This is a genomic window from Streptomyces sp. NPDC024555, assembly GCF_055559335.1.
In genome coordinates this window covers 1-23,424 of sequence record NZ_JBVHKV010000022.1, presented here as the reverse complement: position 1 = coordinate 23,424, position 23,424 = coordinate 1, and the positions used below count along the sequence as shown (strand labels likewise).

General features: G+C 73.9%; 4 protein-coding genes and 2 pseudogenes. 5 read left to right on the top strand and 1 reads right to left on the bottom strand.

Features of this window, described 5'->3' with window-relative positions; translation table 11 throughout:
* Positions 1 to 2: 2 nt before the first annotated feature.
* The 3 genes and pseudogenes from ACZ4FH_RS30710 to ACZ4FH_RS30700 all read left to right on the top strand — a co-directional run.
* A pseudogene (locus ACZ4FH_RS30710) lies at positions 3 to 2,714 on the top strand (type I polyketide synthase); the annotation flags it as partial.
* Positions 2,715 to 3,188: 474 nt separating this feature from the next.
* Positions 3,189 to 8,858 (top strand): annotated as a pseudogene (locus tag ACZ4FH_RS30705) (type I polyketide synthase); the annotation flags it as partial.
* Positions 8,859 to 9,103: 245 nt separating this feature from the next.
* Positions 9,104 to 20,461 carry a type I polyketide synthase gene (locus ACZ4FH_RS30700; protein ID WP_467309039.1) on the top strand — a complete coding sequence of 3,786 codons (11,358 nt, stop codon included), beginning with the start codon at positions 9,104 to 9,106 and terminating at the stop codon, positions 20,459 to 20,461.
* 176 nt (positions 20,462 to 20,637) lie between these two features.
* Here ACZ4FH_RS30700 and ACZ4FH_RS30695 read toward each other — a convergent pair whose 3' ends face one another.
* Positions 20,638 to 21,087: a hypothetical protein gene (locus tag ACZ4FH_RS30695; protein WP_467309038.1), complete on the bottom strand. Its 450-nt coding sequence runs from the start codon at positions 21,085 to 21,087 to the stop codon at positions 20,638 to 20,640.
* 416 nt (positions 21,088 to 21,503) lie between these two features.
* On the opposite strand from ACZ4FH_RS30695, the gene ACZ4FH_RS30690 reads away from it, so the two are divergent.
* Both ACZ4FH_RS30690 and ACZ4FH_RS30685 read left to right on the top strand, forming a co-directional pair.
* Positions 21,504 to 21,980, top strand: a complete 477-nt coding sequence (locus tag ACZ4FH_RS30690; protein ID WP_467309037.1) for a DUF6924 domain-containing protein — start codon at positions 21,504 to 21,506, stop codon at positions 21,978 to 21,980.
* A gap of 163 nt (positions 21,981 to 22,143) precedes the next feature.
* Complete coding sequence (locus tag ACZ4FH_RS30685; protein WP_467309035.1) at positions 22,144 to 23,415, top strand: ISAs1 family transposase; 1,272 nt, start codon at positions 22,144 to 22,146, stop codon at positions 23,413 to 23,415.
* Positions 23,416 to 23,424 lie beyond the last annotated feature (9 nt).

The following is a 23,424-nucleotide window of genomic DNA, read 5'->3' as shown; positions in this document are numbered from 1 at the left end:
AGAAACTGCTCGGCTACCTCAAGAAGGTCACCGGCGACCTCCGCCAGGCCCACCGCAGACTGCGGGAGATCGAGGCCGCCGGCACCGAACCCATCGCCATCGTCGGCATGGGCTGCCGCCTCCCCGGCGGCGTCCGCTCCCCCCAGGACCTCTGGCAGCTCCTGGACCGGGCCGGCGACGGCATGTCCACGTTCCCCGTCGACCGCGACTGGGACCTGGACCGGCTCTTCGGCCCCGACTCGAACCTGCCCGGCACCAGCCACGCCCGCGAAGGCGGATTCACCTACGACGCCACCGAGTTCGACCCCGCCTTCTTCGGCCTCAGCCCCCGCGAAGCCCTCGCCATGGACCCGCAGCAGCGCATGCTGCTCCAGGCCTCCTGGGAGGCGTTCGAACACGCGGGCATCGACCCCACCACCCTGAAGAACACCGACACCGGCGTCTTCGTCGGCGCCGCCTCCACCGGCTACGGCTCCCACCTCACCGAGCTTCCGCAGGGCGTGGAGGGCTACCTCCTCACCGGCAACTCCATGGCCGTCGCCTCCGGCCGCATCGCCTACACCCTCGGCCTCAAGGGCCCGGCCGTCACCGTCGACACCGCCTGCTCCTCCTCCCTGGTCGCCCTCCACATGGCCGTCCAGTCCCTGCGCTCCGGCGAATGCTCCCGGGCGCTCGTCGGCGGTGTCACCGTCATGTCGACCCCCGGCATGTTCCTCGAATTCAGCCGCCAGCAGGGCCTGTCCGCCGACGGACGCTGCAAGGCGTTCTCCGACGACGCCGACGGCACCGGCTGGTCCGAGGGCGCGGGCCTCATCGTCCTCACCCGGCTCTCCGACGCCGTCCGCGACGGCCACCGCGTCCTCGCCGTGGTGCGCGGCACGGCCGTCAACCAGGACGGCGCCTCCAACGGCCTCACCGTGCCCAACGGCCCCTCGCAGCAGCAGGTCATCCGCCAGGCCCTGGAGAACGCCCGGCTGACCCCGGCGGACGTGGACGCCGTCGAGGCCCACGGCACCGGCACCAAGCTCGGCGACCCCATCGAGGCCCAGGCCCTCCTCGCCACGTACGGCAAGGACCGCCCGGCCGACCGCCCGCTGTGGCTCGGCTCGGTCAAGTCCAACATCGGGCACACCCAGGCCGCCGCCGGGGTCGCCGGAGTCATGAAGATCGTCCTGGCCCTGCGGAACGAGTCCCTGCCCAAGACCCTGTACGCGGAGAAGCCGTCGACCCACGTCGACTGGGCGGCCGGCGGCGTCGAACTGCTCACCGAGGCCCAGGACTGGCCCCGGGGCGAACGCCCCCGCCGCGCGGGCATCTCGTCGTTCGGCATCAGCGGCACGAACGCCCACGTCATCGTGGAGGAGGCCCCCGCCCCCGAGGAGCGGGAGCCCGCCCCGGAGGCGAAGCGCCCCGCCGGCACCGTGAACCCGCCGGTGCTGCCCTGGCCGCTCTCCACCCGGCAGCCGGAGGCCCTTCCCGCACTCGCGGCCCGCCTCCACACCGCCCTGACCGCCCACCCCCGGACCCGCCCCCAGGACATCGGCCGCACCCTCGCCACGGGCCGCGCCGCGTTCGAGCACCGGGCCGTGGTCCTGGCCACCGACGCGGAATCCGCCCGGGACGCCCTGACCGCCCTCTCCACCGGCGCCCCCACCTCGGCCGCCCACCTCGTCCAGGCCACCCCCACCGCCCGCAGCGGCGGCCGGGCCCGGCGCCGCCTCGCATTCGTCTTCTCCGGCCAGGGCGGCCAGCGGGTCGGCATGGGCCGCGAACTGGCCGAGGCCTTCCCGGTGTTCGCGGACGCGTTGGACGAGGTGTGCGGTCACTTCGACGGGTTGCGCGAGGTGATGAACGGCGACGCGGAGGCGCTGAAGAACACCGGTTGGGCGCAGCCCGCTCTGTTCGCGGTGGAAGTCGCGCTGTTCCGCCTGGTCGAGTCGTGGGGCGTCCGCCCGGACTATCTCGTCGGTCACTCGGTGGGCGAACTGGCCGCCGCACACGTCGCCGGGGTGCTGCCCCTGCCGGACGCGTGCCGGCTGGTCGCGGCCCGCGCCGAACTCATGCAGGCGCTGCCCTCCGGCGGTGCGATGTGGGCCGTGCGCGCGACGGCGGACGAGGTCGTCCCGCTGCTCACCGAGGGCGTCTCGCTCGCGGCGGTGAACGCCCCGGGCCAGGTCGTCGTCTCCGGCACCCGCGAGGCCGTCGAGGCGGTGGCCGCGCGGTTCACCGACCGTCAGGGCCGCTGGCTGGAGGTCAGCCACGCCTTCCACTCGCCGCTCATGGACCCCATGCTCTCCGAGTTCCGCGCGGCGGCGGGCCGGCTGACCTACGCGGCCCCGAGCATTCCGATCGTCTCGACGCTGACCGGTGAAACCGTCACCGAGTTCACCGCCGCCTACTGGGCCGACCAGGTGCGCGGCACCGTCCGCTTCGCCGACGCCGTCACCCACCTCACGTCCCTCGGCATCATCCGGTTCCTGGAACTGGGCCCGGACGCCACCCTGACCGGTGCCATCGACGAGACCTGCGACGGCGGCGTCCTCACCCTGGCGGCACTGCGCAGGAACCTGCCCGAACCGGTGACCCCCGTGCGCGCCCTCGCCCAGCTCTGGGCCGACGGCCACCCCGTCGACTGGCACCCCTTCTACGACGCCACGGACGCGGAGTTCACCGACCTCCCGACGTACCCGTTCGCCCGGGACCGCTACTGGATGCAGAACCCCGAGGGCTCCCGCCCCCGCCCGGCGCGCGACGCCGGCGACCGCCTCCGGTACGAGGTGTCCTGGACACCGCTCCAGCCGGCCGGAGCCGACCGGCCGAAGGACTGGCTGCTCGTCGAGCGCTCCGGTGTCGAGGACGTGTGGGCGGACGCGCTGGCGGAGGAGCTGACGGCGGGCGGCGCGGAGGTGGTGCGGCTGCGGCTCGGTTCCGGTGAGCTGGAGCGGTCGGCGCTGGCGGCCCGGCTCGGCGAGTTCACCGGCCGTGCCCGGGTGGTGTCGTTCCTCGGCCAGGACGAATCCGGGCCGACCGGTGTGGCCGCGTCGGCGGCGCTCGTGCAGGCGCTGGGCGACGCGGGGATCGCGGGCCCGGTGTGGTGGGTGACCTCGGGTGCCGTTGCGGCGGGTCCGGGGGATGCGGTGTCGCATCCGGTGCGGGCCGGTGTGTGGGGTCTCGGCCGGGTGGTCGCCCTGGAGGAGCCCGGCCGCTGGGGCGGGTTGGTGGACGTTCCGGACGAGACGTCACGCGAGGCCGTCGGCCGTCTGGTCGAGGTGCTGTCCGGCGGGTACGGCGACGAGGACGAGATCGCCGTACGCGCCGGAGCCGCCCTGGGCCGCCGCCTCGTGCCCGCGTCGGTTCCGACCGGCGAGGAGTCCTGGTCGCCGTCGGGGACCGTGCTGGTCTCCGGTGGTACGGGGGCGCTGGGTGCCCGGGTGGCGCGCTGGGCGGTGGAGCGGGGCGCGGAGCGCGTCGTTCTGATCAGCCGGCGTGGCCCGGAGGCCGAAGGCGCAGCGGAGCTGCGGGAGGAGCTGTCGGTGCTGGGCGCCGAGGTCGATGTCGTGGCCTGCGACGTCTCCGTACGGGAGGACGTGGACGCCCTCTTTGCGCGCTTCGACATCTCTGCGGTCGTGCACACGGCGGGTGTCTTGGACGACGGAGTGGTGGACGGTCTGACGCCCGAGCGCGTGGCCGGGGTCTGGGGCGCGAAGACGCAGGGTGCCTGGAACCTCCACCATGCCTCTCTGGGGCGTGAGTTGGACGCGTTCGTGCTGTTCTCGTCGGCTGCCGGTGTGTGGGGCGGTGCGGGGCAGGGCGCGTATGCGGCGGCGAACGCGGCGCTGGACGGGCTGGCGGAGTTCCGCCGTTCTCAGGGCCTGGTCGCGTCGTCGATCGGCTGGGGTCCCTGGGCGGAAGGCGGCATGGCGGACGACGCCACCGTCCTCGCCCGAGCCGAGCGGGGCGGACTGAGCCCGCTCGCCCCCGAGGCCGCGCTCGGCGTTCTCGCCTCGGCCTCCGGCTGTGTCACGGTCGCGGACGTGGACTGGGAGCGGTTCGTTCCCGGGATGACGGCGCTGCGTGCCAACCGGCTCTGGGACGAGCTGGCCCCGCGCCCGCCGGAGCGTCCGGCGGCCCCCGGCGGGGGACTGCGGGAGCGGCTGGCCAAAACGGCGGGGGCCGCTCGGCGGTCCCTCGTACGGGACGTCGTGCGCGGGCAGGTCGCAGCCGTGCTCGGCTTCGCGAGCCCGTCGGCCGTGGAGGTCACGAAGGCCTTCCGGGACCTGGGCTTCGACTCGCTCACCGCCGTCGAACTCCGCAACGCCCTCACCGCCGAGACCGGGCTCACCCTCGCCTCGACGGTGGTCTTCGACTACCCCTCGGTCGAAGCGCTGACGACCTACGTCGTCACCGAGATGTTCGGCGCGGACGCGGACGCGGACGCGGAGGCCGGCACCGGCCAGGACATCAGGCCCGTCCTCCCGGCCGTGACGGACGATCCGGTTGTCGTGGTGGGCATGGGCTGCCGCTTCCCGGGCGGCGCGGACTCCCCGGAGGCGCTGTGGCGCCTGCTGTCCGAGGGCACCGACGCCCTCGGCGGCTTCCCCGCCGACCGGGGCTGGGACCTCGGCGGCGCCGCCGCTCACGGCTTCGCCCCCGTCGGCGGCTTCGTCTCCGGCGCGACCGACTTCGACGCCGACCTCTTCGGCATCTCGCCGCGCGAGGCCCTGGCCATGGACCCCCAGCAGCGGCTCCTCCTCGAAGTCGCCTGGGAGTCCCTGGAGCGCTCGGGCATCGCCCCGTACGCCCTGCGCGGCCTCCCCGTCGGCGTCTTCGCCGGCACGAACGGCCAGGATTACGCGGCCCTCCTCGCCGTCGCCGGTGAATCGGGCGACGGCTACGGCGGCACCGGCAACTCCGGGAGCGTCCTGTCCGGCCGTATCTCGTATGCGCTCGGTCTGGAAGGTCCGGCTGTCACGATCGATACGGCGTGTTCGTCGTCGTTGGTGGCGATGCATCTGGCGGCGCAGGCGTTGCGGTCGGGTGAGTGTGATCTTGCGCTGGCCGGTGGTGTGACGGTGATGTCGACGCCGGGTGCGTTCGTGGAGTTCGAGCGGCAGGGCGGTCTGGCGGGTGATGGCCGGTGCAAGGCGTTCTCGGACGATGCGGACGGTACGGGCTGGGGCGAGGGCGTTGGCGTGCTCGTCCTGGAGCGGCTGTCCGATGCTCAGCGCAACGGCCACCAGATCCTTGCTGTCCTTCGTGGCAGCGCGGTCAACCAGGACGGTGCGTCGAACGGTCTGACCGCCCCGAACGGCCCGTCCCAGCAGCGCGTCATCCGCCAGGCACTCGCCCATGCACAGGTGTCCCCGGCGGATGTCGACGCCGTGGAGGCCCACGGGACGGGGACGAAGCTGGGCGACCCGATCGAGGCGCAGGCGTTGCTTGCCACGTACGGTCAGGACCGTCCCGAGGACCGGCCGCTGTGGCTGGGTTCGGTCAAGTCGAACATCGGGCACACCCAGGCCGCCGCCGGAGTGGCCGGGGTCATGAAGATGATCCTGGCGCTGCGGAACGAGACGCTGCCCCGGTCCCTTCACGTCGGTACTCCGTCCTCGCACGTCGACTGGACGGCTGGTGCGGTCGAGCTGCTGTCCGAGTCCCGTCCCTGGACACGCGCCGAACGCCCGCGACGGGCCGGGATCTCCTCCTTCGGGGTCAGCGGCACGAACGCCCACGTGATCATCGAAGAAGCCCCCGAACCGGCCGAGACCCCGGTGCAGGCCCCGGACATCACGCTGCCGCTGGTGCCCTGGCCGGTGTCCTCGAAGTCGGCGTCCGCCCTCACCGCCCAGACACGGCGGCTCGCGGCCGGCACGGAGGGCCTGCACGCCACCGACGTGGCCCTGTCCCTGGCCACGACCCGGGCCGCTCTGGAACACCGGGCCGTCGTCCTCGGCACGGACACCGAGGACCTGCGCACCCGGCTCGGCGAGCAGGTGACTCCGGTCGTCGCCCGCGACGGCCTGACCGGGTTCGTGTTCTCCGGGCAGGGGAGCCAGCGGGTCGGCATGGGCCGTGAACTCGCGGATGTCTTCCCGGTGTTCGCGGAGGCGTTGGACGAGGTGTGTGCGCACTTCGACGGTTTGCGCGAGGTGATGGACGGTGACGCGGAGGCGCTGAAGAACACCGGTTGGGCGCAGCCCGCGCTCTTCGCCGTCGAGGTGGCTCTGTTCCGCCTGGTCGAGTCGTGGGGCGTCCGCCCGGACTATCTCGTCGGCCACTCGGTGGGCGAACTGGCCGCCGCACACGTCGCCGGGGTGCTGTCCCTCGCGGACGCCGCCCGCCTGGTCTCCGCCCGCGCGCAGTTGATGCAGGCGCTGCCGTCCGGCGGCGCGATGTGGGCCGTGCGCGCGACGGCGGACGAGGTCACCCCGCTGCTGGCCGAAGGTGTCTCGCTCGCGGCGGTGAACGCCCCGGGCCAGGTCGTTGTCTCCGGCACCCGCGAGGCCGTCGAGGCGGTGTCCGCGCGGCTCACCGACCGCCAAGGCCGCTGGCTGACCGTCAGCCACGCCTTCCACTCGCCGCTCATGGACCCGATGCTGGCGGAGTTCCGAGCGGCGGCGGGCGAGCTGGCCTACGCGGCACCCCGCATCCCGATCGTCTCGACGCTGACCGGCGAGCAGATCAGCGAGTTCACCGCCGCCTACTGGGCGGACCAGGTGCGCGGCACGGTCCGGTTCGCGGACGCGGTGGCCCGCCTGAAGGACCTCGGGGTCGCCCGTTTCCTCGAACTCGGCCCGGACGCGAGCCTGGTGGGCGCGATCGGCGAGACCGACGAGGACGCCTTCGCCGTCGCCGCGCTCAGCCGCAAGCAGCCCGAGCCCACGACCGCCGTCACGACCCTCGGCCGGCTCTGGGCCGACGGGGCGGACGTCGACTGGGCGGCGTTCTTTGCCCCGACGGGTGCCCGGGTCGTCGATCTGCCGACGTATGCCTTCCAGCATCAGCGCTACTGGCCGGATGTGCGGCGGGCGGCGGTGGTGGCGGCTCCGGCGGCCGACTCCGCCTTCTGGGACGCGGTGGAACGCGGTGACGACGAGCTGTTCGCGGCCGAGTTCGGCGTCGACGCGGGGGCACCGTTGCGGGAGACCCTTCCCGCCTTCGCGGCCTGGCAGCGGCGGCGCCGCGAGCGCGAGGCGGCGGACAAGCTGCGGTACGAGGTGTCCTGGACTCCGCTCCAGCCGGCCGGAGCCGACCGGCCGAAGGGCTGGCTGCTCGTCGAGCGCTCCGGTGTCGAGGACGTGTGGGCGGACGCGCTGGCGGAGGAGTTGACGGCGGGCGGCGCGGAGGTGGTGCGGCTGCGGCTCGGTTCCGGTGAGCTGGAGCGGGCGGCGCTGGCGGCCCGGCTCGGTGAGTTCACCGGTCAGGAGCGTGTGGTGTCGTTCCTGGGCCAGGGCGAGTCGGGTTCGGCCGGTGTCGCGGCCTCGGCCCTTCTGACGCAGGCGCTGGGCGACGCGGGAGTCGACCGCCCGGTGTGGTGGGTGACCTCGGGTGCCGTTGCGGCGGGTCCGGGGGATGCGGTGACGCATCCGGTGCGGGCCGGTGTGTGGGGTCTCGGCCGGGTCGTCGCTCTGGAGGAACCGGGGCGCTGGGGCGGGCTGGTCGATGTTCCGGAGTCGGTGTCGCGGGAGGCTGTCGGCCGTCTGGTCGAGGTGCTGTCCGGTGGGTACGGGGACGAGGACGAGGTCGCGGTACGCGGCGGAGCCGTTCTCGGCCGCCGTCTGGCGCCCGCCGTCGTGCGGCCGGGGGAGGAGTCCTGGTCGCCGTCCGGGACCGTGCTGGTCTCCGGCGGTACGGGCGCACTGGGCGCCCGCGTCGCGCGCTGGGCCGTCGAGCGGGGCGCCGAGCACGTCGTCCTCATCAGCCGGCGCGGCCCGGATGCCGAAGGAGCCCCGGAACTGCGGGACGAGATCGCCGCCCTCGGGGCCAAGGCCGATGTCGTCGCCTGCGATGTCTCCGTACGGGATGACGTGGACGCGCTCTTCGCCCGGTTCGACATCTCTGCGGTCGTGCACACGGCGGGTGTCCTGGACGACGGAGTGGTGGACGGTCTGACGCCCGAGCGCGTGGCCGGGGTGTGGGATGCGAAGGCCCAAGGCGCCTGGAACCTCCACCATGCCTCCCTGGCAAGGAAGTTGGACGCCTTCGTGCTGTTCTCGTCGGCTGCCGGTGTGTGGGGCGGTGCGGGGCAGGGCGCGTACGCGGCGGCGAACGCGGCGCTCGACGGACTGGCGGAGCACCGCCGGGCGCAAGGGCTGCCCGCGTCCTCGATCGGCTGGGGACCCTGGGCGGAAGGCGGGATGGCGGACGACGCCACCGTCCTCGCCCGGATGGACCGGGGCGGCGTACGGCCGCTGGACCCCGCCACCGCGCTCGATGTCCTCGGCTCCGCGCACGGCTGCTTCGCGGTGGCTGATATGGACTGGGAGCGGTTCGTGCCGTCCGTGACGGCGCTCCGGGCCAACCGGTTCTGGGACGAGGTCGCCCCGCACCGGCCGGAGCCGGTCGCCGCCGGGGCCGGCGGACTGGGCGAGCGGCTGGCCGGGCTGTCGGACGTGGCCCGGCGCGCGCTGGTGACGGACGTGGTGCGCGGCCGGGTGGCCGCCGTGCTGGGCTTCGCCGACCCGGCCGCCGTGGAGGTGTCGCGGGCCTTCAAGGATCTGGGCTTCGACTCGCTCACCGCCGTCGAACTCCGCAACGCCCTCACCGCCGAGACCGGGCTCAAGCTCCCCTCCACGCTCGCCTTCGACCACCCGACCACCCTGGCCCTCACCGACTTCCTGCTCGGTGAACTCGCCGGGGACGCGGGCGGCGAGGTCCGGGACCTGGCCGCCGAACTGGACCGGATCGAAACGGCCCTGCTGGCCCTGCCCCCCGCCGAACACGCACGGCTGCGCGTCGCCTCGCGCCTGCAACAACTGATGAAACGACTGGATGGTGCGCCGTCCGACCCGGACGCCGCGGATCTCTCGGCAAAGATCGAAGCCGCTACATCCGACGACATCTTTGCTCTTATCGACCATGAGATCGGGAAGCGGTGAGCTTGATGAGTAACGAGGACAAGCTTCTCGGGTACTTGAAGAAGGTCACGCTTGAGCTTCACGAGACCAAGCAGCGCCTGCACAGCGCGGAGACCGCCGGTACCGAACCCGTGGTCGTCGTCGGCATGGGCTGCCGTTTCCCGGGTGGTGCGAACTCCCCGGAAGAACTCTGGCGCCTGGTCGCGGACGGCGTGGACGCCCTCGGCCCGTTCCCCCCGGACCGGGGCTGGGACGGCCACCGGGGCACCGGCGGCTTCGTCGAGGGCGTGGCGGACTTCGACGCCGGGCTGTTCGGTATCTCGCCGCGCGAGGCGCTGGCCATGGACCCCCAGCAGCGGCTGCTCCTGGAGGTCGTCTGGGAGTCCCTGGAGCGCTCGGGTATCGCCCCGTACGCCCTGCGCGGCCTCCCCGTCGGCGTCTTCGCCGGTACCAACGGGCAGGACTATCCGGCGGCCCTGGCCATGGCCGGGGAGTCCGCCGAGGGCTACGGCGGCACCGGCAGCTCGGGCAGCGTGCTGTCGGGCCGCGTCTCGTATGCGCTCGGTCTGGAAGGTCCGGCCGTCACGATCGATACGGCGTGTTCGTCGTCGTTGGTGGCGATGCATCTGGCGGCGCAGGCGTTGCGGTCGGGTGAGTGTGATCTTGCGCTGGCCGGTGGTGTGACGGTGATGTCGACGCCGGGTGCGTTCGTGGAGTTCGAGCGTCAGGGCGGTCTGGCCGGGGACGGTCGGTGCAAGGCGTTCTCGGACGATGCGGACGGTACGGGCTGGGGTGAGGGCGTCGGTGTCCTCGTCCTGGAGCGGCTGTCCGACGCGCAGCGCAACGGTCACCAGATCCTTGCTGTTCTGCGTGGCAGCGCGGTCAACCAGGACGGTGCGTCCAACGGTCTGACCGCCCCGAACGGCCCGTCCCAGCAGCGCGTCATCCGCCAGGCCCTGGCCAACTCCGGCCTGACGGCCGCCGAGGTGGACGCGGTGGAGGCCCATGGCACCGGCACCAAGCTCGGTGACCCGATCGAGGCGCAGGCGCTGCTCGCCACGTACGGTCAGGACCGTCCCGACGGCCGGCCGCTGTGGCTGGGATCGGTCAAGTCGAACATCGGGCACACCCAGGCCGCCGCCGGAGTGGCCGGGGTCATGAAGATGATCCTGGCGTTGCGGAACGAGACGCTGCCGCAGTCCCTTCACGTCGGTACTCCGTCCTCGCACGTCGACTGGACGGCCGGTGCGGTCGAGCTGCTGTCCGAGTCGCGTCCCTGGCCGCACTCCGATCGGACCCGCCGCGCGGGCGTGTCGTCCTTCGGCATCAGCGGCACGAACGCCCACGTGATCATCGAGGAAGCCCCCGAACCGGCCGAGGAACCGGCGCCCGTCGCGGGCGCCCCCCTGCCCCTGGTGCCCTGGCTCCTCTCCGCGAAGACCGCGGCCGGACTCACGGACCAGGCCCACCGCCTGGCCGCCGCCACCGCCGGCGCGGACGCCGCCGGCATCGGCCTCTCCCTCGCGACGACCCGGGCCGCCCTGGAACACCGGGCCGTCGTCCTCGGCACGGACACCGACACCCTGCGCACCCGGCTCGGCGAGGAGCTGGTCCCGGTCACCGCCCGGGGCGGTCTCACCGCCTTCGTGTTCTCCGGGCAGGGCGGCCAGCGCCTCGGTATGGGCCGTGAACTGGCCGCCGCCTTCCCGGCGTTCGCGGAGGCCCTGGACGAGGTGTGTGCGCACTTCGACGGGTTGCGCGAGGTGATGAACGGGGACGCGGAGGCGCTGAAGAACACGGGCTGGGCGCAGCCCGCTCTGTTCGCGGTGGAAGTCGCGCTGTTCCGTCTGGTCGAGTCCTGGGGTGTCCGTCCGGACTATCTCGTCGGTCACTCGGTGGGCGAACTGGCCGCCGCACACGTCGCCGGGGTGCTGTCCCTCGCGGACGCCGCCCGGCTGGTCTCGGCCCGTGCGCAGTTGATGCAGGCGCTGCCGTCCGGCGGTGCCATGTGGGCCGTACGCGCCACGCTCGACGAGATCACCCCGCTGCTGGTCGACGGCGCGTCCGTCGCGGCCGTCAACGCCCCCGGCCAGGTCGTCGTCTCCGGCACCCGCGAGGCCGTCGAAGCGGTTGCCGCGCGGCTCACCGACCGCCAAGGCCGCTGGCTGGAGGTCAGCCACGCCTTCCACTCGCCGCTCATGGACCCGATGCTGGCGGAGTTCCGGGCGGCGGCGGGCGAGCTGACCTACGCGGCACCCCGCATCCCAATCGTCTCCACCCTCACCGCCGAACCCGTCGACGTCCTCACCGCCGCCTACTGGGCGGACCAGGTGCGCGGCACGGTCCGGTTCGCGGACGCGGTGACCCGGCTGAAGGACCTCGGGGTTACCCGCTTCCTCGAACTCGGCCCGGACGCCACCCTGACCGGTGCCATCGACGAGACGTACGACGGCGACGTCCTCGCCGTGGCGGCCGTCAACCGCAAGCAGCCCGAGCCCGCCACCGCCGTCACGACCCTCGCCCGCCTCTGGGCCGACGGGGCGGACGTCGACTGGGCGGCGTTCTACGCCCCGACCGGGGCCCGGGTCACCGCCCTGCCCACGTACGCCTTCCAGCACCAGCGCTACTGGCCGGCCGCCCGGCTCACCGCGGGCCCCGTGCCGCTCGGGTCCGTCGGGGCCGGGCACCCGCTGCTCCAGGCCGTCATCAGCCTCGCGGACTCCGGGGACGTGCTGTTCCTCGGTGCGCTCTCGGCCCAGGCGCAGCCGTGGATCGCCGACCACCGGGTGGCCGGCCGGATCCTCCTGCCCGGCACCGGGCTGCTCGACCTCGCCCTGTGCGCGGGCGAGCACACCGGCTGCGAACGGGTCGAGGAACTCACCCTGACAGCGCCCCTGGTCGTCCCGGAGACCGGCGTCGTCCACCTCCAGCTCCTCGTCGGCGCCCCGGACACCACCGGCTGCCGCCCCGTCCAGATCTCCTCCCGGCAGGACGGCGAGCCCGCCGACCGGTGGACCCGCCACGCCACCGGTCTCCTCTCCCCGGCCCGGGACGAGGAACCGGCGCACGACCTCACCCAGTGGCCCCCGGACGGGGCCACCGCACTGGACACGGACGGGCTCTACCCGGCCCTGGCCGGGCTCGGGCTCCAGTACGGCCCCGTCTTCCGGGGGCTGCGCCGGGCCTGGCGGCGGGACGACGAGATCTTCGTCGAGGCCCTGCTCGACACCCCCGCCCCGCTCTCCGGCGCCGACGCCCACCCGCTCCACCCGGCCGTCCTGGACTCCGTCCTGCACGCCATGGCGCTCGGCGCCCCCGGCGGCGAAGGCGAGAGCGGAAACGGGGACGCGACCGGGCACCTGCCGTTCTCCTGGAGCGGGGTGACCCTGCACGCCGTCGGCGCCGGTGCCCTGCGGGCGCGGCTGACGCACCTCGGGCCGGACAGCGTCTCCGTCCAGGTCGCCGACGTCACCGGCCGGCCCGTCGCCGACATCGCCGCGCTGACGCTCCGGCCGATGGCCCCGGACGCGGGCGGCACCGGGGACACCGGAACCACCGGTCCGCGGGACGCCCTCTTCCGCCTCGACTGGACGCGCGTCCCGGCACCCGAGACCCCCGCAGGAACGGACGCGCCGGTCCTGGCCCTGCTGGACGCGGACGGCGGCCCGGACACGTACCCCGATCTGGCGGCGCTGCGCACGGCCGTCGACGCCGGCGGGCCCGTCCCCGGCCTGGTCGTCACCAGGGCCCCGCGGCCCGCACCCGCCGCCGAGGGCGACGACGAGACCCCCGACCGGGTCCACCGGGCCGTCCTCGACACCCTCGCCCTCCTCCAGGACTGGCTCACCGACGACCGCTTCGCCGACGCCCGGCTCCTCCTCGTCTGCGACGGGGCCGTGGCCGCCCGGACCGGGGAGAACGTCCGGGACCTGGCCGGGGCCGCCGTCTGGGGCCTCGTACGGTCGGCCCAGTCCGAACACCCCGACCGCATCCAGCTCATCGACGCCCCGGGCGTGCTGCGCGAGGTGGCCGCCCTGGCCGCTGTCGCGGACGGCGAACCGCAGCTCGCCGTCCGCGACGGCGCACTCCTCGCCTGCCGGCTGGCCGCCGCCCCGCCGGCCGGGGAGGCCCCGGCGTACGACCCCGACGGCACCGTCCTCGTCACCGGCGCCACCGGCGAACTCGGCGGAGTGATCTCCCGCCACCTCGTCACCGCCCACGGCGTCCGCCGGCTGTTGCTCCTCAGCCGGCGCGGACCCGACGCGCCCGGCGCCGCCGCGCTCACCGCCGCCCTCACCGAACTGGGCGCCGACGTCAGCCTCCTCGCCTGCGACACCGCCGACCGCGACGCGCTCGCCGCCGCCCTCGCCACGATCCCCGCCGACCACCCGCTGACCGGTGTCGTGCACACCGCCGGGGTCCTCGCCGACGCGACCGTGACGTCCATGACGCCCGACCAGGTCGCGCACGTCCTGCGCCCCAAGGTCGACGCCGCCCTCCACCTGCACGCGCTGACACGCGACGCCGGACTGTCGGCGTTCGTCCTCTACTCCTCCGTCTCCGCCGCCCTCGGCGCGCCCGGACAGGGCAACTACGCCGCCGCCAACGCCTTCCTCGACGCGCTCGCCCAGCGCCGCCGCGCCGAAGGACTCCCCGCGCTCTCCCTGGGCTGGGGCCTGTGGGACGGCTCCGGCGAGATGACCGGCGAACTCGGCGAGGCCGACCGGCGGCGCATGGCCCGGGGCGGCATGGTGCCGCTGAGCACCGCCGACGGCACCGCGCTGTTCGACCTCGCCCCCGCCGCCGGGCACGCCACCGTGCTGCCCGTCCGCCTCGACCTCGCCGTCCTGCGCGCCTCCGCCGACCATCTGCCGCCCGTCTTCCGGGGCCTCGTCCGCGCCCCGAAACGGCGCGCGGCCACCGCCGGGACCGCCGCCGCGCACTCCCTCGCCGACCGGCTCACCGCGCTCCCCGACGACGAACGGCTCACCGCGCTGAGCGACCTCGTCCGGGAACGGGCCGCCACCGTCCTCGGCCACGGCTCCGCCGACGACGTCGCCCCCGACGTGCCGTTCCGTGAACTCGGCTTCGACTCGTTGACCGCCGTCGAACTCCGCAACCACCTCAACGCCGCCACCGGGCTCCGGCTCTCCGCCACCCTCGTCTTCGACCACCCCACCGCCGAAGCCGTCGCCCGCCACGTCCGGGAACGGCTCTTCGGCGAGGAGGCCCCCGCACCGGCCGCCCCCGCACGCCGCCCCGGCCGCGCCGACGCCGACGACCCCGTCGTCATCGTCGGCATGGCCTGCCGCTACCCCGGCGGCGTACGCGACCCCGAAGGGCTGTGGGACCTCGTCCGCACCGGCGCCGACGGCGTCACCCCCTTCCCCGAGGACCGGGGCTGGGACCTCGACCGGCTCTACGACGCCGACCCCGACACCGGCGGCGCCAGCTACGTACGCGAAGGCGGATTCCTGCACGAGGCCGCCGAGTTCGACGCCGCGTTCTTCGGGATCTCGCCCCGCGAGGCCCTCGTCATGGACCCGCAGCAGCGCCTCCTCCTGGAAACCTCCTGGGAGGCCGTCGAATCGGCCGGCATCGACCCGGCCACCCTGCGAGGCCGGCGCACCGGAGTCTTCGCGGGCGTCATGTACCACGACTACCTGGCCCGGCTGCACACCGTGCCCAAGGGTGCCGAGGGCTTCCTCGGCACCGGATCGGCCGGGAGCGTCGTCACCGGCCGCGTCGCCTATCTGATGGGCCTCGAAGGCCCGGCCGTCACCGTCGACACCGCGTGCTCCTCCTCCCTGGTCTCCCTGCACCTCGCGGCGCAGGCCCTGCGCGACGGTGAATGCGACACCGCGCTGGCCGGCGGCGTCACCGTCATGGCCACCCCCGGAACGTTCATCGACTTCAGCCGGCAGCGCGGCCTCGCCCCCGACGGCCGCTGCAAGTCCTTCTCCTCCACCGCCGACGGCACCGGATGGGCCGAAGGCGTCGGCATGCTCCTGCTCGAACGGCTCTCCGACGCCCGCCGCCACGGCCACCGGGTCCTCGCCGTCGTCCGGGGCTCCGCCGTCAACCAGGACGGTGCCTCCAACGGGCTCACCGCCCCCAACGGCCCCGCCCAGCAACGCGTCATCCGCCAGGCGCTCGACCGGGCCGGACTGCGCCCCGCCGACGTCGACGCCGTCGAGGGCCACGGCACCGGAACCGTCCTCGGCGACCCCATCGAGGCCCAGGCCCTGCTGGCCACCTACGGCCAGGACCGGCCAGGGGACCGCCCCCTGTGGCTCGGCTCCCTCAAGTCCAACATCGGGCACGCCCAGGCCGCCGCCGGAGTCGGCGGCATCATCAAGATGGTGCAGGCCATGCGGCACGGCGTCCTCCCGCCGACCCTGCACGTCGACCGGCCCAGCGACGAGGTCGACTGGTCCGGCGGACAGGTCGAACTCCTCACCGAGGCCGTCCCCTGGCCCGAGTCCGGCCGGCCCCGCCGCGCCGGAGTCTCCTCCTTCGGCATCAGCGGCACCAACGCGCACGTCATCCTGGAGGCCCCGGCCGCACCGCGCGACACCGCCCCGGCCCCCGCCACCCGGCCCGCCCCGCCCGTCCTGCCGCTCCTGGTGTCCGCCCGCACCGAGGCCGCCGTCCCCGGCCAGGCCGCCGCCCTCCGCGACCACCTGGCCCGCCACCCCGGACTCGACCCGCTCGACGCCGCGTACTCCCTCGCCACCACCCGCCCCCTGTTCGGCCACCGGGCGCTCGCCGTCGCCGCCGACCGCGAAGGACTCCTCGCCGCACTCGACGCCCTCGCCACCGGGGCCCCCGCCCCCGGCACCGCACTCGGCCGCGCCGCCGCACCCCGTACCGCCGTGCTCTTCACCGGACAGGGCAGCCAGCGCACCGGCATGGGCAGCGAGCTGTACGCGGCCGCACCCGCCTTCGCCGAGGCCCTGGACGCCGTGTGCGCCCACCTCGACCCCGCACTCGGCACCTCCCTGCGCGAGATCATGAACAGCGACGAGGAGGCGCTCGCCCGCACGGGATACGCGCAACCCGCGCTGTTCGCCCTCGAAGTGGCGCTCTACCGGCTGCTGGAATCCTTCGGCTTCGCGCCCGACCGGGTCGCCGGACACTCCGTCGGCGAACTGGCCGCCGCCCATGTGGCGGGCATCCTCACCCTGGAGGACGCCTGCCGGCTCGTCGCGGCCCGCGCCCGGCTCATGCAGGCTCTCCCCACCGGCGGCACGATGCTCGCCCTGCGCGCCACCGAGGACGAGGTCACCCCCCTGCTCGGCCCCGGCGTGGACCTCGCCGCCGTCAACGGGCCCCGGGCCGTGGTCCTCTCCGGCGAGGAGGACGCCGTCCTCGCCGTCGCCGCACGGTTCCCGGACCGCCGGGCCAAACCGCTGCGGGTCAGCCACGCCTTCCACTCGGCCCGGATGGACCCGATGCTGGAGGAGTTCCGCCGCGTCGCCGCATCCGTCACCCACCACCCCGCGAAGATCCCCGTCGTGGCCACCGGCGGCACCCTCGCGGACGCGCCGGACGCCTGCGCGACGCCCGAGTACTGGGTGCGGCAGGTCCGCGAGACCGTACGCTTCCACGACGCCGTCACCCGGCTGCGCGCCGACGGGACCGGCACCTTCGTCGAACTCGGCCCCGACCCCGTCCTCACCGCCGCCGTCGGCGAATGCCTCGCCCCCGACGACACCACCGAAGCCACCGGAGCCGCCCCCGTCGTGCGCGTGGCCGCGCTGCGCAGGGGCCGCCCGGAGACCGGGACGCTCGCCGCCGCCCTCGCCCCGCTGCTCGTCCACGGAAACGCCGTACGGCGCCCGGAGTTCTACGAGGGCACGGGGGCGCGCCGCGTCGACCTGCCGACGTACGCCTTCCACCACCAGCGGTACTGGGCCGAGAACGCCGCCGTCCCCGCCGATCTGGCGGGCGCCGGACTCAGCGGCGCCGACCATCCGCTGCTCGGCGCCTGCGTCCCGCTGTCCGGCGGCGGGACCGTCTGCACCGGGCGGCTCACCACCACCGCCCACCCGTGGCTCGCCGACCACGTCGTCGCCGGGACCCCGCTGCTGCCCGGCACCGCACTCGTCGACCTGGCCGTGCACGCCGCCGACCACGCCGGCTGCGGACGCGTCGACGAACTGGTGCTGTCCGCGCCCCTGCCCCTGGACACCGAGGGCCGGCAGCTCCAGGTCCTGACCGCACCCGACGGCACCGACGGCCACCACACCGTACGGATCTCCTCGCGGCCCGCCGACGCCCCCGCCGACACCCCCTGGACCCTGCACGCCACCGGAACCCTCGCCCCGGAGGCCGACGCCCCCGCCCCCTTCGACACCACCGCCTGGCCGCCGCCCGACGCCGCCGAAGTACCGCTCGACGGGCTCTACGACGACCAGGACCCCGACGGGACCGGCGTCGCCTACGGACCGGCGTTCCAGGGGCTCGTCGCCGCCTGGCGGCGCGACGGCGAGCTGTACGCCGACGTGGCCCTGCCCGAACCGGCCCCCGACGACACCGGGCGCTACGGACTGCACCCCGCGCTCCTGGACGCGGCCCTGCACGGACTCGCCCATCTGCTGCCCGGCGCCGCCGGACGGCTCGTCCCGTTCTCCTTCGCGGGCGCCGCCCTGCACGCCCAGGGCGCCACCGCGCTGCGCGTCCGGCTCACCGCGACCGGCCCCGACCAGGTGGCACTCGACGCCGCCGACCCCGAGGGCCGGCCCGTCGCCTCCGTCGCCTCGCTCACCCTGCGCCCCCACGCCGCCGCCCGCCCCCGCGAGGCGTCCGCCGCCGACGGACTGTTCCGCGTCGACTGGCAGCCGGTGCCCGCACCGCACCGCACCACGGGCACGGGATACGACCGCTGCGCCCTCGTCGGCGCCGACGCGCTCGGCATCATGGACCCGCTGACCGAAGCGGGCGTGTGGACCGAGTCGTTCGCCGACCTGGACGCCCTGTCGGCCGCCGCGTCCGCCGGCATGACCCTCCCGGACACCGTCCTGGTCACCCTCGCCTCCGACCCGGCCGCCGACCCCGTCCGCGCCCTGCGCGACCTCACCGGAGAAGCCCTGCGCACCGTCCGGGAATGGACCGCCGACGAGCGGTTCGCCGGGGCACGGCTGGTCTTCGTCACCCGCAACGCGCTCGGCGACGGCACCGCACGCCCCGACGACCTGCCCGCCGCCCCGCTCTGGGGCCTCGTCCGCACCGCCCAGTCCGAGAACCCCGGCCGCTTCCACCTCGTCGACCTCGACACCGCCGCGGCCTCCGTCCTCGCCCTGCCCGCCGCCTTCGCCACCGGAGAGCCCCAACTCGTCGTACGTGACGGTGAGTTGAGGGCCGCCCGGCTGGTCAGGGCCGCCGCGCCCGAGGAGGCGGACACCGCCGCGTGGAACCCCGACGGCACCGTGCTCCTCACCGGCGCCACCGGCGCCCTCGGCGGCACGGTCGCCCGGCACCTCGTCACCGAGCACGGCGTACGGCATCTGCTGCTGCTCAGCCGCCGCGGACCCGACGCCCCCGGCGCCGCCCCGCTGCGCGACGAACTCACCGCGCTCGGCGCGCAGGTCACCCTGGCCGCCTGCGACGCCGCCGACCGGGACGCGCTCGCCCGCGCCCTGGCCGCCGTCGACCCGGCGCACCCGCTGACCGCCGTCGTCCACCTCGCCGGCGTCCTCGACGACGGCGTCCTCACCTCGCTCACCCCCGACCGCTTCGACACGGTGCTGCGCGCCAAGGCCGACGCCGCCCTGCATCTGCACACCCTGACCCGGGACTCCGGACTCGCCGCCTTCGTGCTGTTCTCCTCGTCCGCCGCCACCTTCGGCACCCCCGGCCAGGCCAACTACGCCGCCGCCAACGCCTTCCTCGACGCCCTCGCCGAACAGCGGCGCGCCGACGGACTGCCCGCGACCTCGCTGGCCTGGGGCGCCTGGGAGAACGGCATGGCCGGAAAGCTCGACGGAGTCGACCGGGGCCGCATGGCCCGGGGCGGCGTCCTCGCGCTCAGCGACCGCGACGGGCTCGCCCTGCTCGACGCCGCGCTCCGCGCGGACCGCGCCCAGTACGTGCCGCTGCGGCTCGACACGGCGGCCATCGGCCCCGACCCCGCCCCGCTGCTGCGCGCCCTCGCCCGCCCCGCCGCCCGGCGCACCGCCGCCGCGGCCGGGCCGGCCCGCACCAGCGCATCCGGGCTGCGTGCCCTGACCGGGGCCGCCCGCCACGACGCCGTCCTCGACCTGGTGCGCGGCGCCACCGCCGCCGTCCTGGGCCACGCCTCCGCCGAGGCCGTCGAGCCCGACCAGCCCTTCCTCGAACTCGGCCTGGACTCCCTGACCTCCGTCGAACTGCGCAACGCGGTGGCCGCCGCGACCGAGCTGCGGCTCCCCGCCACCGTCGCCTTCGACCACACCTCGCCCCTCGACCTGGCCGCCCACCTCGACACCCTGCTCGGCACCGGCCCGGACCCGGCGTCCGGCGGCGCGGACCCGGCACCCGCCGGACCCGACACCGACGAGACCATCGGCCGGCTGTTCCGCCGCGCCTGTGAGGAACGCCGGCTGCGCGAGGGCTTCGACCTGCTCCAGAGCGTCGCCCGGCTCCGCCCGACCTTCACCGACCCCGACGAGGTCGACACCTCGCCCACCTCCGTCCGCCTCGCCAAGGGCGACGAGCCGGTCCGGCTGGTCTGCTTCGCCTCACAGGTCGCGCTCGCCGGAGTCCACCAGTACGCCCGGTTCGCCTCGGCGTTCCGCGACGTACGGGACGTCACCGCACTCGCCGTCCCCGGATTCGCCCCCGGCGAAGCACTGCCCGCCACCGAGGACGCCCTCATCGGACTGCTCGCCCGCATGGTGCGCGAACAGGTCGGGGACGCCCCCTGCGTCCTCCTCGGCTCGTCCTCCGGCGGCGTCCTCGCCTACGCCACCGCCGCCCGCCTCGAACAGGAGGGCCGCGCCCCCGCCGGCGTCGCCCTCATCGACACCTACGTCCCCGGAGACGACTCCCTCGGCCAGTTCGAGGACCAGCTCCTGGGCGGCATGTTCGAACGCGAGGCCGGCTTCGCCCGCCTGGACGCCGCCCGGCTCTCCGCGATGAGCTGGTACTTCAACCTCCTCGGCGGCTGGCGACCCGCCCCCATCGCCTCCCCCGTCCTCCTCGTCCGCGCCGGGGAGCCCATGCCCGGCGGCGAGGGCCTCGACCCCGAGAAGTGGCAGACCGGCTGGGACCGCGCCGACGACATCGTGAACGTGACCGGCAACCACTTCACGATGATGGAGGACCTGGCCCACACCACGGCGGAGGCCGTGGACCGCTGGATCCGCCGGCGCGAGCCGGTCCGGAGCGAGCCCGGAATGTGAGCTGCCCCGAGTTTTCGTACGGGCCCTCTACACCCGGCTGGACCACCTCACCGAGCCTGCCCCGCCCGACACGTAGCCCGACTTCGGCTGACTACACAGCGGCGGGGCCGGTCAGGATCACCCTGCCCGGCCCCGCCGCTGATCGACTTCACGGGCCGGGTGAGAGGTCGCGGTGGTCAGCCGGACGTGACGCGCCGTACCTCGTAGCCGTACGCCTCGTCGGCGTCGGTGTCGAAGTACAGCACCGGACGGTCGCCGGCCTCCTTGACCTGGAGGACCGTCGCCTCGCTGTCGTCCGATAAGGACCCGCCGGCATCGAACCCGAGCTCGATCGTGCCGTCGCCGCCGGAGAGTTCCCACTCGCCCCCGCCGGACAGACGTCCGTCGCCCGGCGGGGGGTCGCTGAAGCTGAAGACGAAAGCGCTGCGCGGGATGCCGGACATCTCGAACCGTCCGTCGGCCCCGAACCTCACCGTGCCGCCCCCGGTGCCCTGCCAGACGCCCGTGAGCTGGTCGGAGCCGAGCTCGGCCCCCTCATCCGACCCGCATCCCGCCAGGGCGGAGATGCCGAGCAGGACGAGGCAGGGAAGGACCGTGATCGCCTTGCCTGTACGTCGCACCTTCATGCCGGCCTACTGGTAGATGGTTTCCTGCCCCTTGACGTCGACGCGGAAGTCGGCGAAGTAACCACCTGTGTACTGCGGTGTCTTGTTGAACACGTCTTGCCACTTCTGGTGGCCCGGCACGAACGGCTCACTGTCGATGCCGGTCCAGGCATAGTACTGGACGGTCAGGCAGGGCGGCGTCGTTCAGTGAGTCTGTCCGGTTTGATCACGTGATGCTGAGGTTGGGCAGGGCTGGTTGGCGTCGCGAGCTGGTGGCGGAGGCTGGCGGTACTGCTCATGTGTTCGTTCAGGTCGGGGCTCTGCGGCCAGGATGCGCAGTCGCTGCCTAGGCGGAACGCCGGTCCCGCGGGATGTGACAGACGGGCTATGAGACAGTCACGGCACGGCTCACCGATCGTCACCGAGAAGAAGGACCCATGGGAACGTTGCCCGTTGTCACTGGCCACGATGAGTTTGATGCCTTGGTTGTCAGGACTGACTACCGCGACGACCAAGCGTGGCAGGACGTGGTGGCAGCACTGATGGAGCCCTGGGGAGACAGGCAGTACGAGGCTCAGGTCCACTTCATCAACGATCCGGCCTGGGTGGAGGCGACCATCGACGAGGTACTGACTGCGGTCAGCAGTGATGAGAATCTGTCCGTCGTCTTCATTGCCGACCGGGTATGCATGCAGGCCGAACTCCACCCGCTGCTGGCGGTCACCACGCTGACGCGGGAGGACTGCGTCGACGATGAGGACTATGAGCGACTGACCGAGTGCGGCCGTGAGTTCCGCGCAGTCCCCGCAGGGGTCCACGAGGTCTACGCGAACCTGAGTATCGGCAACCTGGGCTTCGAAGAGTTCGCGGCATGGGCCCAGGATGATCCCGAAGGGGTCTTCCGGCCCTTTTGAACGGAGCGAAAGTTACGACTGCGTCGTTCAGGCAAGTGAATCTGGGGTGATGGGGCTTCAGCAGCCTGGGCAGGGCCATGAGGTTCTCGCCGGGGCTGACGCGGAGACAGGCGCCAGTGGTGATCATGAGGTGTCGAGTCCCTGATCACCACAACGGAAGACCGTGTCTGCCCGCTCATCTTCGCTCATCCCGAGCCCTCTGGGGCAACTCACCGACGCCGCACCGACCGCCCCCGATGATCTCCCCAGTCTGTTGGCGTGCCTGGCTCAGGTGCCCGATCCTCGCCGGGACCAGGGCCGGCGCCACCCACTCGCCTTCGCCCTGTCCCTGGCCGCGTGTGCGGTCCTGGCAGGAGCGAAGTCCCTTACCGCGATCGCGGAGTGGGCAGCCGACGCCCCGCCACACGTCCTGGCCCGGCTCGGCGGTCCGTGCCGGGAGCCGGACCGAGGCCCCGTCGCCCCGGCCGAGGCCACAGTGCGCCGTGTCCTCCAGTGCATCGACGGAGACGCGCTGGATACGGCCGTCGGAAGTTGGCTCGCCGGGCGCGAACGCACAGCCGGCCAGAAAGAGAACGACGACAGCGACCGGCCCTTGCCCTCCCTCGCAGTGGACGGCAAGACCGTGCGCGGTGCCCGCCGCACCGACAGCACCCAGGTCCACCTGCTCGCCGCGATGACGCAGACCGGCCTGGTCACTGCCCAGCGCGAGGTGGACGGCAAGACCAACGAGATCACCGTCTTCCAGCCCCTGCTAGCCCCGTTCGACCTGCACGGCACGGTGGTCACCTTCGACGCCCTTCACTCGCAGACCGCCCACGCACGCTTCCTCGTCGAGGACAAGCACGCCCACTACATCGCACTGATCAAGGGCAACCACCCCACCCTGCACCGGTGGCTGAAGGCCCTGCCATGGCGGGAAGTACCACTTCAGGACAAGGCCCGGGCCACCGCACACGGCCGCGACGAGATCCGCCGGATCAAGGCCGCCACCGTGACGGGGATCCCGTTCCCACATGCGGTGCAGGCCATCCAGATCGTGCGCCGCAGGCAGATCGTTACTACCGGCAAGGTCACCCTGGAACGCATCTACGGGATAACCGACCTGACCGCGGAGCAGGCCGACGCAACCGAGATCGCACGCCGCGTCCGCAACCACTGGGGCATCGAGAACAAGATCCACCACGTGAGAGACACCACGTACGACGAGGACGCCTCCCGCGTACGCACCGGCACGGCTCCACGTGCCATGGCATCCTTACGCAACCTGGCCATCGGTGCTCTCCGACTCGCCAGCCAGACGAACATCGCCGCTGGACTCCGCCACCACACCCGCGACGCAAACCGTCCACTGAGGTTCTTCGAGTTGGCCACCGATCGGGTGATGGGCCGGAAGCGCAACGAGCGAGGCCCCCGGGCTGTTGATCGAGATGTTTGACGTCTCAAT

What these genes read in the sequence shown, in the direction of transcription:
- ACZ4FH_RS30695 (WP_467309038.1), bottom strand. Translation starts at nt 21,087, where the DNA reads ATGAAGGTGCGACGTACAGGCAAGGCGATCACGGTCCTTCCCTGCCTC.
- ACZ4FH_RS30700 (WP_467309039.1), top strand. Translation starts at nt 9,104, where the DNA reads ATGAGTAACGAGGACAAGCTTCTCGGGTACTTGAAGAAGGTCACGCTT.
- ACZ4FH_RS30690 (WP_467309037.1), top strand. Translation starts at nt 21,504, where the DNA reads ATGGGAACGTTGCCCGTTGTCACTGGCCACGATGAGTTTGATGCCTTG.